This is a genomic window from Pseudoalteromonas sp. T1lg122 (assembly GCF_002964825.1).
Classification (GTDB): Bacteria; Pseudomonadota; Gammaproteobacteria; order Enterobacterales; family Alteromonadaceae; genus Pseudoalteromonas; species Pseudoalteromonas gelatinilytica.
In genome coordinates, this window is the sequence record NZ_PQCG01000033.1 from 338,518 (window position 1) to 351,523 (window position 13,006).

Consider the following 13,006-nt stretch of genomic DNA (forward strand, 5'->3'; position numbering starts at 1 on the left):
CATGAGTAAAGAATTAATCAGCCAAGAGAATATTGTTGTTGGCGAGATTGCAAACGGCCTACCTCTAACAATCCCAGTGTATCGCTTAAAAGGCGATGGCACGGGGCCAGACGTGTATATACAAGCAAATATGCACGGCGCTGAAGTACAAGGTAATGCAGTAATTTATCAATTGCTTGAGCAGCTAAAATCACTCAAGCTGCGTGGCGATATTACCCTAGTGCCTTATGCCAACCCTATTGGTTGCAACCAAAAATCAGGTGAGTTTACTTTAGGTCGCTTCGACCCAATCACGGGCACCAACTGGAACCGCATGTACCGCTTTAATAAAGCGTTACCGTCACAGATTGCTGAACAGCATAAAGACAGTGATGATGCGACCCTTAAAGCTGCATTTAAACAGGCACTCGTTGCTGACATCGACAGTCAATTAACGGGTCCTGATTACAGCCTAACAACGGGTAAGCGCATTGCTCTTAACTTGCAAAAGCTTGCCCACCAGGCTGATATCGTTTTAGACCTTCACACCGGGCCTATCTCGAGTAAGCACTTATATTGCCCTGAATACGCCAAAGACAGCGCAAGCTACTTCAACATCGAGCATGTGTTACTGATCCCAAGTGATTTTGATGGCGCGATGGATGAAGCGAGTTTCTGCCCATGGTGGTCACTATCTGAAGAGCTTGCCAAACAAGGCCGTGAATTTGCTGTTCAAGTCGAAGCATTCACTGTTGAACTTGGTAGCCAAGAAAAAATCGATTTAAGTGCGGCTTTTGAAGATGCAAATAGCATTTTAAGTTACCTCAATCAAAAAGAGATATTATTTGATGCTGCGTACCAACCAAAAGCGATGACACGCTATGCCTGTATGCTTGAAGATTATATAGCTTACTACGCCCCTATGGGTGGCATGGTTGAATACCTTGCCCCACTGGGTGGCCATATTAAAGCAGGTGAGCCTATCGCCCGTATTTTAAGAATGGAGCGCTACCTTTCTGAGCAGCCCCTACAAACATTAAGTTTTGATAAAGACGCCATCGCTATTTTGCATTTTGCTTCAGCAAGCGTGAATCAAGGTACTGAACTTTATAAGTTTTTTACCAACGTATTTGAGCTATAAGCTCATTCCTTCTCATTGCGTGAGAGTCGACGGCTTATGCCCTTAGGCCGTTACAGCAGGGCTCCAAGCTTAGCTTGGGGCTCTCTATTTACCTAAAATTTCAACAATTCAGTACAAGTTCACGGTTACTTATGTAAAAATCGTTATAATTATACCTACTTACAAGTCTACTGAAAGGGAACTGCAATGGGATGGCGCATTTGGCTGGCAGCCGCTGGCTTATTTTCTGTACCTGTATTTGCTCAAACTGAACAACCACAAACTAACGAACAAGATGACGCGCTAGAACTCGTAAAGCAGTGTATTTTGAACGAAGCTATTGGCGGTGACGGTAAACAAACACTCGAAGAACTTCGTAAAAAATGTTCTGACTTAGACGAGAGCAAAAAGCTCACCGCTCTTGAAAAACGTAAAGCCCGTGAAGAAGTAAGTAAGAAAAACCGTAATGTGATCACCCCACATAAGCGTAACTATATATTGCCGCTGTCTTACGTATCCAATCCTAATGAGCGCCCTTTTGATGGCCTAAAAGACCTCGCTGAAGAAGTCGATGGCGAGCCACTTGATAATCTTGAAGTAAAATATCAACTATCAATCAAAGTGCCTATCTTCGAAGGCTTCTCAGATAAAGACCAAGGCGTATTTTTTGCATTTACCATGCAATCGTTTTGGCAGTTTTATAACAAAGATATTTCATCACCGTTTCGTGAAACGAATTATGAACCTGAGATATTCTGGGTGAACTACCTCGACCCTGAGCATGTGCTTTGGGGCGATGAAATGGCAATTGCAATTGGTGCCTCACATCAATCGAATGGCCGCAGCCAGCCAAATTCACGTTCATGGAACCGTATTTATGCGGATTTCTTATGGGAAAAAGATGGCTTTGTATTTAGCTTTAAGCCTTGGTACCGCATTCCTGAAGACAAAAAAGACGATGAGATCGAAGCCCGTGGCGATGATAATCCAGATATCTACAAATACATGGGTTACTTTGAGTTCTCGGGTGCATACCGTTACAACGAGCATGAATTTAGCTTTATGACCCGTAATAACTTAAATTCAGATAACCGCGGTGCAATCCAATTAGATTGGTCTTTCCCTCTTTGGGGCCGATTACGTGGTTACGCACAATACTTTAATGGTTATGGCGAAAGCTTAATTGATTACAACGCCGATATTGAACGTTTTGGTGTGGGTATTCTATTAACTGACTTACTTTAACTGATAAAGAGCGAGCTTTAGTTAGCTCGCTCTAAATAGTCGTTACTTTTTAACGATGAAGTGACCTTCAAATTCTGCTACTAACACATCGCCATCGTATACGTTTACTGGCACATGGTAGCTTGCTTTACCACTGTCTTCTAACTCCGCTAACTTGCCTTTACAACCAGCCAGCTCAACACTACCACGAGGGTCGTTATTCAGTGGTTTAAGGTATTTAATGTTGGCATCAGCTAACACGATATTCCCTTCAAGCCCTGCTTCTTTTAGTGCAAGGTAGGTTGCGCCCCAGCCTGTTAAAGTCGCTAAACTATAAATCGAGCCAGCAAACATGGTGTTATGAAGGTTTAAGTTCGCATCTAAGTCAGCGCGAGTAGTAAACTGCCAATCGGTATAGCTTTCTACCTTAATACCCATCGCATCACTGATTGGGATCGACTCACGCCACGTATTTTGCAGCACTTGTGTCCAGTTTGGATGACGGAACCACCCCGGCTCAGACGGCTTTTGTTTTACCATTTTCCAGTGCTGAACATCATCATAAGCAAGGTGCGCTTTTTCTTTTACTTCGTAGCCATGGCGCTTATAGAAATCAAGTGCTCGCTCACGAGCAAACAATACCAGCTCGTCGGCATCTTGAGTCCATGCTATTTTTTCTAATTCATGTAATAAACGGCTACCAATATGCTGGTTACGATTACCTTCAGCGACCGCCATATAACGAACTTGCGCTTGCTTGTGATTATTAAAATGCAGGCGAGCTACACCTAATACGTCGCCGTTATTATTTTTGATAAAGCGGTGCTCTGCGTCTTGCTCCAAGTCATCTTGCTCAGAACCGCGCGGCTCGCCCCAAGGTGCTCTTAAAACCTGCCAACGTAATGAATAATACGCTTGCCAATCTTCGCTGCTTTGTGGGGTGGTCACTTTAAACATAAAAACTCCTGTGATAATTCAGCCACTGTCTGTTGTTTTTCTCATGGCCTTTGGAATGCGAATTACGATACGCTATCTTCTAACAAGTTGGAATAATACTTTGGTGACCCAGCCTAAATTATTATTCTTAGCTGTAAAAACTAATGCACAATTGCACTTTATGCCTACTGGTCTATGCTGAAATAATTGTCTTATTTTTATAATGATATTGCTAAAGGCCCGAAATATGGAACATTTTCTTGAACCCAGTGGCGCAGTAAAACATAGTTTTATTGAGGACTGTCACCGATTAGGGCAACTCATTTATTGGCATAAGCAAGGCAATTACAGTATTCAAGTTAGGCAAATGAACCAATTACGTTGGTTACTGATCAACGAAACCCTGCAATCCGTTATCGAAAAACGCCGCCCTGCTAGATTACTTTTCCCACACTTACAATACCTTGCAAAACTTTGGCAAGACCTAGACGAACCTCAAAAGATTTTAGAACTAGGGCTAGGTGGTGGTGCTATTCGTAATTACTTACAGCACACCTACCCTGATAGCCAACTGACATCAGTAGATAAAAACCCCGACATAATTCACTGCTATAAACGCTATTTTGGGGGCGATCACGCTAATAACCTACACTGTTTTGATGCTCAGCAAGTGTTAGAGCAAAACAACGAATACAATTGGATTATCCTAGATTTATTCAGTGAGGTAGATGCGCCATTATTTTTATACAAACACCAGTTTTACACCAAACTAAGAGCAGCGATGGCCAAAGATGGCTTGTTGTTCATTAATTTTTTATCTAATCACCCATCGCAGCTAAAACAACTTGAACACCTACTGATCACTGAATTCGGTAAACGGCCAAGCATTGTAAAAATCCCCGACTACGTGAACCACATCGTGATGATAAAAAAGTAGCTGTCTGTTACACAGATAAATTAAAAGTAACGGGACCATCGTTACATAGGCTTACTTGCATATCAGCACCAAATTGCCCTGTAGCCACTGTTAAGCCTGCTTTTTTAGCTTCTGCGATAAAATACTCATAGAGCGTATTAGCTTGTTCTGGCGTGCCAGCACTTGAAAAGCTCGGACGCATGCCCTTTTTAGTGTCGGCTGCTAACGTAAACTGCGAAACCACTAAAAGCTCACCTTTGATATCATTCAAACTTAAATTCATCTTTCCTTGTTCATCGGTGAAAATACGGTAATTACTGACTTTGTGTAAAAGCTTTTGAGCGCTTTGCTCGGTATCCTGTTTTTCAACACCTAATAGCAGCAAAATACCTTGTGAAATTTCACCGACTACTGCGCCTGCCACTTCTACTTTTGCCTGTTTTACTCTTTGAATTAAGCCTTGCATTGATCCCTCGATAACTTGATATACATTAAATCTGCGGCACGTCGCATTGCCGCCAAATATACCTGATTATCGCTACTGTGCCCAATGCCATCTAAAATCAATAATTGCGCATTTAACTGTTCAGCAAGCTGCTGTACGGCACTATAGCGACAGATCAAATCGGCACGGCCATGAATAAACCACATGGGTAGATGCGTTAAGACATGCGCATTTTCTGCGATATAGCCCTCTTCAATAAAACAGTGATGACGAAAATAATGCACCGTTAACCTTGCTTGATTTAGCCCAACATGAGGCTCTTGTAACCCCCAGTTTGTTAGGGGCTCACCATGACATAACACCTGCTCCCAATGACACCACAGCTTGGCAAATTTACTGGCTTTAATTTGATCATCACTGTTTAGTTGTTGCTGATAAAAGTCGAGTAAGGCATGCCAATCAGTGTAATCATGTGCAAATTCATTAAAGCATTCAGGATAGAAATGCGCGCCGGCTCCTTTTGTTGTGTAAAGCCATTCAAAATCACTGTTACAAGCTAAAAAACTGGCACGTAAAATAAGCCCCGAAATGTGTTCTCGGTGCTTAATTGCATATACGAGCGCTAAGGTTGCCCCCCAAGAATCACCACACACTAGCCACTTTTCAATGCCCAACTGATTGCGTAAAAACTCGAGATCGGCGACTAACTCTGAGGTGGTATTTTGAGAGATATCATGAGGAGTTGAGTGACCACAGCCACGCTGGCTGAACATGATCACCCGAAAACGTTCTAAATCGAAAAAGCGGCAATTTTCAGGACACAAACCCACACCGGGCCCGCCATGACATAGCACCACAGCGATACCTGTCGTGGCCCCATACTCTTGCACATGAATTTGATGACCATCGCCAACACTCAAATGATAGTCACGGTTGGCAATATAATGTGGATGTAACTGCACCTCGCTCTCCTTAGGTGCAGTATATTTAAACTTCTATATCAGGCGTGTCTTCAATGTTTTCAGGGCTGATACAAACAGTAAATTCTGCACCGAGTAATACGACAACCCATGACAAATACACCCATACAAACAAAATTGGGATCGTTGCCAGTGCACCATAAATTACTTCGTATGATGGGAAGTGGCTGATGTACAAAGCAAAGCCTTTCTTTGTCAGCTCGAACAACATAGCTGCAAACAAAGCGCCTGGAATTGCCGCTCTAAATGGAACTCGTGTGTTAGGAACTAAAGTATAGAGCATAATGAAGCCAACCATTGAAATTATGTAAGGTAATAATTTCAATAAAAAGCCACTAAATCCCGGTATTCCTTGATCAGCAAATGACACTAAAGACACGATGTATGAGGTAACACCAATGCTTGCCCCTAATAGCACAGGGCCTAAGCTTAGTACCATCCAATAAACGGCAAACGAAATCATCATTGGGCGTTTTTTCTTGATTCGCCAAATCCGGTTTAATGTGGCATCGACATTGCGAATAAGCAGCAAAGATACCGCCGCTAAAAAGCCCACACCGACGGCAGTCATTTTATTCGCATTACCGGCAAAGGCGCTAATATGCTCTTTAATGACATCTGACGAAGTTGGCACAAGATTAGTAAACAAAAAGTTTTCTATGGTTACCAAGGTGCTTTCGAAACCCGGAAAAGCAGAAAAAATAGCCACACCTACCGCCACTAAAGGCACAATTGACAATAAGGTTACATAAGCCAAATAACCCGCATTGACAGTGATTTGATCGTCAATACAACGATTAAGATACTGCATCCACCAAGCAGGCTGTTGCTTTAAGAAAATGCTTATTTGCAGCTTATAACGAGTGAGCTTCTCATCCATAGAATCTAATTTCTGCTAAAATGTTTTGATAATCATAGCAATCCACCACATAATTTGAAATGACAGGTACCTAAAAAGGATTCTCAATGAAAAAACTGACACTTTTAAGTGCACCACTATTTGCAGTAACAATGGCATTATCAGGCTGTCAGTCAGCTTATTACTCAGCCATGGAGTCTGTCGGTGTGCATAAACGCGACATTTTAGTGGACCGCGTAGAAGAAACAAAAGAAGCACAACAAGAGTCACAAGAAGAGTTTCAATCAGCATTAGACAGATTAACCACGCTTATCAATTTTGATGGTGGTGAACTACAAGATGCCTACAATCAACTTAATGATGATTACGAGTCGAGCCTAGCGGCAGCAAACGACGTAACAAGCAACATCAATAAAGTTGAAGATGTAGCCGAAGCGTTATTTGAAGAGTGGGCTGATGAGCTTGAGCAATATAAAAGTGCTTCACTAAAACGTGAAAGCAGCAAAAAGCTCAATGCAACTAAACGCCAGTTTGACCAACTGCTACGCTCAATGCGCAGCGCTGAAAGCAAGATGGAACCCGTGTTATCGTCTTTACATGACAACGTTCTGTATTTAAAACACAACTTAAACGCGCAAGCAGTTTCTGCCATCAAAGGTGAGTTCACTAATCTTAAACGCGATATTAAAGTGTTAATGGACGACATGAACAAATCTATTGAAGACTCTAATAAGTTCATTGAGCAAATGAATAAAGCAGGTTAATTAGCCCGCACTATTTTTTACTAAGCCTACTTAAACGTAGGCTTTTTTGTGTAATCTCTTGTTACTTTTTAATGATTTATCTTAAATCTTATTTTGCTAAACTCACGGCAAAGAATAAAAAGTAAGCATGGTATGCATTTAAAAACACTCTCAACACTTATTGCAGCAGCACTTTTAACAGCCTGTAGCAGCCCTAATAAGGTCAATGTTATTGCCGGTGAAGGCACCATCACGCCATTAAAAACCGAGGGGGAGTACGAAGGTCGCTACCACAACCTTTACCCCGGGGATAAAGAATACCCAACAACCTGCACTGATAATTGCTATGCAGAATCAGACCTGCTTATTTGCGACGACAGCAACTCACAATGCCAGTTTCAAGCAGAGCAACATGTGCCAGAAATCAACTCAGGGTTTACAGTTCGCTGGCTAGGCCATGCTGGTTTTTATATTCAATCACCCAATGGTGAAAAGCTCTTGTTTGACCCAGTCAAAGAACAATTTGATTCGCCCGTAGACTTGGCCTTTAAGCTCGCTGGGGGTATTTATCGCAAGCCAGGTTTTTGGCCCTCACAAGCTGAAATTAATGACTTAGATGCGGTACTGTATTCACATATTCACTATGATCATTTTAACAAAGCCGATATTGAAGAAATTGGTAACAAACCACGCTATCTAGTGCCGTTAGGATTTGCCGATAACTTCCCAACAGGTGGCTTTGATATTTCAGAAATGGCCTGGTACGCAAGTACACAGATTAATGATTTAACGATTCATGCAGTGCCAGCTCATCATTTTAGCAGTCGCATCATGGTGCCTTTCATCTACGACGACCACAACAAAGATTTATGGAGTGGCTGGTTACTTGAGCAAAATGGGAAAACATTATATTTTGCTGGCGATACTGGGTATTCAAAACATTTTCAGGATATTAAGCAAAAATATGGCGAGATTGATATATGTTTAATGCCCATCGCTTCTTATTACCATGAGGAAAATGGTAAGTGGTATCGCTATGTCCACACTACGCCAGAAGACACTTTAAACGCTGCTGAGGAGCTAAGTTGTAAAGTGATGATCCCATGGGGTTATGGCAATTCAAGCTGGCAAATGGGCGACCATTCAAGTCACTCTGCATTATTGAGATTACTGCACATGCAAAAGCAGATGAACAGCCAAGTTCCCCTTTACATATTGAATGAAGGTGAGCAAGTGTCACTGTAGTGACACTTGCAAGCATTACATAGTATGTGTGAGCAACGAGTCCCGTAAAGCCAGCATAAGTTTATGGGCGCTTCCAGCTGACATGGCCAATGGATTAAATTCGCTGCTACCAGAGTACTTTAAGTTTAATGGGGTTGTAAGTTTTGAATAAGGTATATAGCCCATCGACCAATTCTCAAATTCACGCTCTACTATTTCACAGTAATTAAGCATGATGATATTGCGATGGCGAGTGTCATTAAGAATACGATGATAAGTGTCATTGACCGCTTTACGAGATCCTTCTAAGCACTGCAAAAAGTGTGTGCTATTAAAACACAGCAACCCAGTTACATTGCATTCAGCATTATTCTTTTTCGCTTTCTCAAGAATCTCTTCGATGTCATTAGGCCCAAACCCATCGCTAATTTCACTTGTGTAAATCAGTCTAACTAAATACATCTTACTCTCCTGCAAGTTGGATTTAGAAAAGATAGTACAGATGACATGTTTAGCAAAAAGAGTTAGCGCTTAGCGCAGGCTAAATACTGACTTTTACCAAGACCCCCCTCTCGCTCTGCTTAAAAATTTGAACTGCCCTAATAAACTTGATCCAAATCAACTATTAAATCGGCTTATTTAGCATCAGGAAAATTGCTTGATCTGGATCATATCAGCCGTCCTCAAGCCAGCCTATGATTAACCCATAGACATTAGGAGGCACAACCATGAACGTATTCTTCAGAGATTTTTTTAGCGACCCAGTTTTATTTATGTCATTCGGCATTTTGGCAGTTGTTATCGTTTTATGCCTTTTCTACGTTGGTTTCTTTATTAAGAAAATTCACGACGCAGAAGTTCCTAAATAAGAATTAAGCACGACGCACAAAGCCCCTATCCAATTTATTGTTTAGGGGCTTTTTATTTACATTCAGCTAAAATCTTGTAGCGGTTCTCAAAAAGCAAAAACTTGCTACAATAGGCGCTTATTTTGTTTCGAAAGTGTCAGCTATGTTACCTGAGTTTAAGCCTGCGTGGTGGATGCGCAATCGCCATTTACAAACCATAATGCCGCGCTTTTTTCGCCCTTTTCATAATACCCGCTACGACTTATCGACAATCGATACTCCTGATGGTGACTTTTTAGAACTGGCTTGGGCAACACCTCATAACGAACAAGCCCCCCTCGCTATTGTATTGCATGGCTTAGAAGGCAACATAAATAGCTTTTATGCTAAAGGCATGATGAAAAAACTTAAGCAGCAAGGCTTTGCTGTGGTCTTAATGCATTTTCGAAACTGCTCTCGCGAAGTTAACCGTTTGGCACGTGCTTATCACAGCGGTGAAACTGAAGATCTGCGTTTTTTCATCAACCATCTTAAGATCAAGTTTCCAAAACGCCCGTTATTTGCAGTGGGCTTTTCATTAGGTGGTAATGTGCTGGCAAAGTATTTAGGTGAGCAAGGTGCTAAATCGAACTTAACAGGTGCTGCCGTTGTATCTGCACCGTTTGATTTATCTTCATCTTGCGAAGTTATTCGTAAAAGCTTGGGTAAAATTTATCAAAAATATTTGCTCGACCGGATGAAAAAGTCGATGCAAAGAAAGCTGCCACAAATCGAACAACAAATTAGCCTAACGCCAGAAAAACTTATGGCGATTGATGACTTATGGCAATTCGATAATATGCTCACGGCACCATTGCATGGCTTTGCGGGCGCTGAAGATTATTATCAACAAGCGAGTGCTAAGCCGTTTTTAAAAAGCATTGCAACACCTACACTGATTGTGCACGCCAAAGATGACCCAATGTTATCAATAAAAGCCGTGCCAGATAGCGTAGATGTCAGTGAACATGTTACGCTGCGCATCTCAGAACAAGGTGGCCATGTCGGCTTTATTAGCGGTAAAAACCCTTTTAAACCCGAGTATTGGCTTGAACGAATTGTGCCTGAGTATTTTCAACAATTAGTTAAAAAAGAGCAGCTATGATCATTCCTCACGACCGCCTCGATAAAGAGACTCTGTATAATTTAATCGAAAGTTATGTGTTACGTGAAGGCACTGATTACGGCGAACAAGAGTTTAGTATTGAAAGCAAAGTAGCGCAGGTTCATCAACAGCTTAAAAGTGGTGAAGCCATGGTGTTTTTTTCTGAGTTACATGAATCAGTGACTATTATCTCAAAGGCTGAATTCATTGCCTTGCAGGCAGATCCAGAGTACCAAGCGTCGTTTAACGACTAAACTTGTAAGTTAAACCGTATCCCTTCACAATGGCTTTTTAACTTAAAGAGCCATTAAAAATGAAAAAACTAAGCTCATTGGTTGCCGCTGTGTCTTTGGCCTTGATTGGCCAAGCAAGCGCAGATCAGGTTACTGCATCAGATAAAGCCATTAAACTGGCAAAAGACACTATTTTAATCGATACGCATATCGATGTGCCTTATCGTATTCATAACAAGTGGGCTGACGTAACAAAAGCCACAAGCGACGGTGATTTCGATTACCCGCGTGCTGTGCAAGGTGGTTTGAATGCCCCTTTCATGTCAATTTATATTCCTGCAAACCTAGAATTTGAAGGCAAAGGTAAAAGCTACCAATTAGCAAATCAGCTGATCGACTCGATGGAAGCGATTGTGCAACGCGCGCCAGATAAGTTCGCTATTGCAGACTCGACTGCTGATATTAAAGCGCAGTTTAAACAAGGCAAAATGTCGATTGCTATGGGTATGGAAAACGGCTCACCTATCGAAGGCGACATTAAGAACCTTAAGCATTTTTATGAGCGTGGCGTACGTTACATCACTTTAGCCCACTCGCAGAGTAACCACATTTCTGATTCATCTTATGATATTCGTCGTAAGTGGAAAGGCCTGAGCCCATTTGGTAAAGAGCTGGTAAAAGAAATGAATAACATTGGTATGCTGGTTGATGTATCGCATATTTCTGATGATGCGTTTTATCAAGTGATGGAAATTTCAAAAGTACCTGTGATTGCTTCACACTCGTCACTGCGTAAATACACCCCCGGCTTTGAGCGTAATATGAACGACGAAATGCTGTTAGCGCTTAAAAAGAATGGTGGCGTTATTCAAATTAACTTCGGTTCAAGCTTTGTTACAGCTCAAGCAGGCTCTTGGTATGATCAACTTAAATCAGCAAAGGCTGAAAAGAAGAAAGACGGTACTAAACTAAGTAAAGATTTTGATGCTGCTTATCGCGCTAAAAACCCGTTTCCATTTGCAAGCTTAGAACAAGTACTTGATCACATTGATCATGTCATTGAGCTAATTGGCATCGATTATGTGGGTATTGGCTCAGATTACGATGGTGTCGGCGACTCTCTACCTACTGGCTTAAAAGATGTATCTAGCTATCCTAACCTAGTGCAAGGTCTAATGGACCGTGGGTATAGCGATAAAGACATTAAAAAGATTTTAAGTGGCAATATGCTCCGTGTATGGCAACAAGCTGAAGCATACGCAAAAGCCCATTAATCGACATAAACTCTCTTTAAAAGCGCAGCTAACTAGCTGCGCTTTTTGTTTTTATCATCATAAGTAATTGATAATACAAATGGCTTGTTTTAATCTGCTGATATTACAAACAACTTGGATGATGTGATATGTCAACTTGGCAAGGGAATACTGCGCTGGCATTTGCAAGCATTGCACTAGGCTTATCTATTTATAGCCACACAAAATCAATCTCGACGGACAAGCCTGTCGCGATTCAGCAGGCAAAACCCACCTTAAAAAAGCTGGCCATTCCAGAACAAGATAGAGAAAACCTAGTCGCCTTACATGGCTATATTTTAGATCTCGAAACACGCATTCACGAGCTTGAAAATCAAGCGCCTGCCATTGATCCCGAACTGCTAGCAACATTGGTTGAACAAGCGATAGAAAAGCAAGAAAACGAGCGACGTGCCGAAATTGAGAAGAGAAATCCAGCGCTTGGCTGGCTAAGTAATTTACCTGATGACTACCGAGAACGCATCAAAGCAGACCCACAATATGCCGACAGCTCAATAAATGAAGCACTTGCTATCTTACTCAATTTGAGTAAGTCCGAAAATGAGCGCTTAGCAGCTTACGGACAACTAAAAATGACCCTAAGCATGCTCAGACGCGACTTGGACGACAGCCAAGCAAATGCTGTAACCGATGCCATGATAAGCATTAGCGAATACACGAATGACCCTAAGATTCGTATCAGTACATTAGAGAATTTATCTCGCCAAAATAACGTCTCGCCTAAGCTCGCTGAGCATTTTCAAAAGCTGTTACAGACTGACGATAATGATTATGTTCGCAATATTTCTGCCACAGCCCTCATCGGCCAATTTTTCCGTGCCACAAGAGACGGCAACAACAGTTATGCCAGTGATTTAGCAGAGCGCATTATCGCTCTTGAAAATAGTAGCAACGCAAAAGTTGCCGAAATCATGGCTGAAAACCTAAAAGGCCCACGCCTTAGAGAAGAACTAGATAAAGCATTGGGGAAATGATAGAAGGTGCTAGGTGCTAGGTGCTAGGTGCTAGGTGCTAGGTGCTAGGTGCTAGGACACACTAAATC

Annotated in this window: 15 protein-coding genes; 10 read left to right on the forward strand and 5 right to left on the reverse strand. The window is 41.8% G+C overall.

Features of this window, described 5'->3' with window-relative positions:
- Position 1: 1 nt before the first annotated feature.
- Entirely contained in the window at positions 2-1,120 is a 1,119-nt protein-coding gene (locus C2M33_RS17890; RefSeq protein ID WP_105175082.1) for a succinylglutamate desuccinylase/aspartoacylase family protein, read from the forward strand.
- Between the two features lie 186 nt (positions 1,121-1,306).
- Positions 1,307-2,344, forward strand: coding sequence for a phospholipase A (locus C2M33_RS17895; protein ID WP_063701543.1), 1,038 nt, complete (start codon positions 1,307-1,309; stop codon positions 2,342-2,344).
- 42 nt (positions 2,345-2,386) lie between these two features.
- Here the strand turns inward: C2M33_RS17895 and C2M33_RS17900 are convergent, their stop codons facing one another.
- Positions 2,387-3,280: a bifunctional GNAT family N-acetyltransferase/hotdog fold thioesterase gene (locus tag C2M33_RS17900; protein ID WP_063701541.1), complete on the reverse strand. Its 894-nt coding sequence runs from the start codon at positions 3,278-3,280 to the stop codon at positions 2,387-2,389.
- A gap of 226 nt (positions 3,281-3,506) precedes the next feature.
- Here C2M33_RS17900 and C2M33_RS17905 point away from each other — a divergent pair, with 226 nt between their 5' ends.
- On the forward strand, positions 3,507-4,196 hold the full coding sequence (locus C2M33_RS17905; protein ID WP_105175083.1) for a spermidine synthase: 690 nt from the start codon (positions 3,507-3,509) through the stop codon (positions 4,194-4,196).
- Positions 4,197-4,203: 7 nt separating this feature from the next.
- On the opposite strand, the gene dtd is transcribed toward C2M33_RS17905, so the two are convergent.
- The 3 genes from dtd to C2M33_RS17920 are packed head-to-tail and all read right to left on the reverse strand — an operon-like array spanning position 4,204 to position 6,480.
- Positions 4,204-4,641 carry a D-aminoacyl-tRNA deacylase gene (dtd, locus tag C2M33_RS17910; protein ID WP_063701537.1) on the reverse strand — a complete coding sequence of 146 codons (438 nt, stop codon included), beginning with the start codon at positions 4,639-4,641 and terminating at the stop codon, positions 4,204-4,206.
- Complete coding sequence (locus C2M33_RS17915; protein ID WP_105175084.1) at positions 4,629-5,582, reverse strand: alpha/beta fold hydrolase; 954 nt, start codon at positions 5,580-5,582, stop codon at positions 4,629-4,631. The genes dtd and C2M33_RS17915 overlap by 13 nt, the downstream gene beginning before the upstream one ends.
- Before the next feature lie 25 nt (positions 5,583-5,607).
- On the reverse strand, positions 5,608-6,480 hold the full coding sequence (locus tag C2M33_RS17920; RefSeq protein ID WP_063701532.1) for a virulence factor BrkB family protein: 873 nt from the start codon (positions 6,478-6,480) through the stop codon (positions 5,608-5,610).
- Between the two features lie 86 nt (positions 6,481-6,566).
- Here C2M33_RS17920 and C2M33_RS17925 point away from each other — a divergent pair, with 86 nt between their 5' ends.
- Both C2M33_RS17925 and C2M33_RS17930 read left to right on the forward strand, forming a co-directional pair.
- On the forward strand, positions 6,567-7,223 hold the full coding sequence (locus C2M33_RS17925; RefSeq protein WP_063701530.1) for a DUF2959 domain-containing protein: 657 nt from the start codon (positions 6,567-6,569) through the stop codon (positions 7,221-7,223).
- 132 nt (positions 7,224-7,355) lie between these two features.
- Positions 7,356-8,447, forward strand: a complete 1,092-nt coding sequence (locus C2M33_RS17930; RefSeq protein WP_105175085.1) for an MBL fold metallo-hydrolase — start codon at positions 7,356-7,358, stop codon at positions 8,445-8,447.
- A gap of 15 nt (positions 8,448-8,462) precedes the next feature.
- Here the strand turns inward: C2M33_RS17930 and C2M33_RS17935 are convergent, their stop codons facing one another.
- Complete coding sequence (locus C2M33_RS17935; protein ID WP_105175086.1) at positions 8,463-8,888, reverse strand: BLUF domain-containing protein; 426 nt, start codon at positions 8,886-8,888, stop codon at positions 8,463-8,465.
- Between the two features lie 266 nt (positions 8,889-9,154).
- Between C2M33_RS17935 and C2M33_RS21140 the strand changes: the two genes are divergently transcribed.
- The 5 genes from C2M33_RS21140 (at position 9,155) to C2M33_RS17955 (ending at position 12,938) form a co-directional block, all read left to right on the forward strand.
- Positions 9,155-9,295, forward strand: a complete 141-nt coding sequence (locus C2M33_RS21140) for a DUF3149 domain-containing protein (protein ID WP_119852677.1) — start codon at positions 9,155-9,157, stop codon at positions 9,293-9,295.
- A gap of 142 nt (positions 9,296-9,437) precedes the next feature.
- On the forward strand, positions 9,438-10,418 hold the full coding sequence (locus C2M33_RS17940; protein WP_105175087.1) for a hydrolase: 981 nt from the start codon (positions 9,438-9,440) through the stop codon (positions 10,416-10,418).
- Positions 10,415-10,672, forward strand: coding sequence for a YheU family protein (locus tag C2M33_RS17945; protein ID WP_063701522.1), 258 nt, complete (start codon positions 10,415-10,417; stop codon positions 10,670-10,672). The genes C2M33_RS17940 and C2M33_RS17945 overlap by 4 nt, the downstream gene beginning before the upstream one ends.
- 59 nt (positions 10,673-10,731) lie before the next feature.
- Positions 10,732-11,925, forward strand: coding sequence for a dipeptidase (locus C2M33_RS17950; protein ID WP_105175088.1), 1,194 nt, complete (start codon positions 10,732-10,734; stop codon positions 11,923-11,925).
- Between the two features lie 128 nt (positions 11,926-12,053).
- On the forward strand, positions 12,054-12,938 hold the full coding sequence (locus C2M33_RS17955) for a hypothetical protein (protein ID WP_105175089.1): 885 nt from the start codon (positions 12,054-12,056) through the stop codon (positions 12,936-12,938).
- Positions 12,939-13,006 lie beyond the last annotated feature (68 nt).

What these genes read in the sequence shown, in the direction of transcription:
- C2M33_RS17895 (WP_063701543.1), top strand. Translation starts at nt 1,307, where the DNA reads ATGGGATGGCGCATTTGGCTGGCAGCCGCTGGCTTATTTTCTGTACCT.
- C2M33_RS17940 (WP_105175087.1), top strand. Translation starts at nt 9,438, where the DNA reads ATGTTACCTGAGTTTAAGCCTGCGTGGTGGATGCGCAATCGCCATTTA.
- C2M33_RS17930 (WP_105175085.1), top strand. Translation starts at nt 7,356, where the DNA reads ATGCATTTAAAAACACTCTCAACACTTATTGCAGCAGCACTTTTAACA.
- C2M33_RS17890 (WP_105175082.1), top strand. Translation starts at nt 2, where the DNA reads ATGAGTAAAGAATTAATCAGCCAAGAGAATATTGTTGTTGGCGAGATT.
- C2M33_RS17950 (WP_105175088.1), top strand. Translation starts at nt 10,732, where the DNA reads ATGAAAAAACTAAGCTCATTGGTTGCCGCTGTGTCTTTGGCCTTGATT.
- dtd (WP_063701537.1), bottom strand. Translation starts at nt 4,641, where the DNA reads ATGCAAGGCTTAATTCAAAGAGTAAAACAGGCAAAAGTAGAAGTGGCA.
- C2M33_RS17935 (WP_105175086.1), bottom strand. Translation starts at nt 8,888, where the DNA reads ATGTATTTAGTTAGACTGATTTACACAAGTGAAATTAGCGATGGGTTT.
- C2M33_RS17900 (WP_063701541.1), bottom strand. Translation starts at nt 3,280, where the DNA reads ATGTTTAAAGTGACCACCCCACAAAGCAGCGAAGATTGGCAAGCGTAT.
- C2M33_RS17905 (WP_105175083.1), top strand. Translation starts at nt 3,507, where the DNA reads ATGGAACATTTTCTTGAACCCAGTGGCGCAGTAAAACATAGTTTTATT.
- C2M33_RS17920 (WP_063701532.1), bottom strand. Translation starts at nt 6,480, where the DNA reads ATGGATGAGAAGCTCACTCGTTATAAGCTGCAAATAAGCATTTTCTTA.
- C2M33_RS17955 (WP_105175089.1), top strand. Translation starts at nt 12,054, where the DNA reads ATGTCAACTTGGCAAGGGAATACTGCGCTGGCATTTGCAAGCATTGCA.
- C2M33_RS17925 (WP_063701530.1), top strand. Translation starts at nt 6,567, where the DNA reads ATGAAAAAACTGACACTTTTAAGTGCACCACTATTTGCAGTAACAATG.
- C2M33_RS17945 (WP_063701522.1), top strand. Translation starts at nt 10,415, where the DNA reads ATGATCATTCCTCACGACCGCCTCGATAAAGAGACTCTGTATAATTTA.
- C2M33_RS21140 (WP_119852677.1), top strand. Translation starts at nt 9,155, where the DNA reads ATGAACGTATTCTTCAGAGATTTTTTTAGCGACCCAGTTTTATTTATG.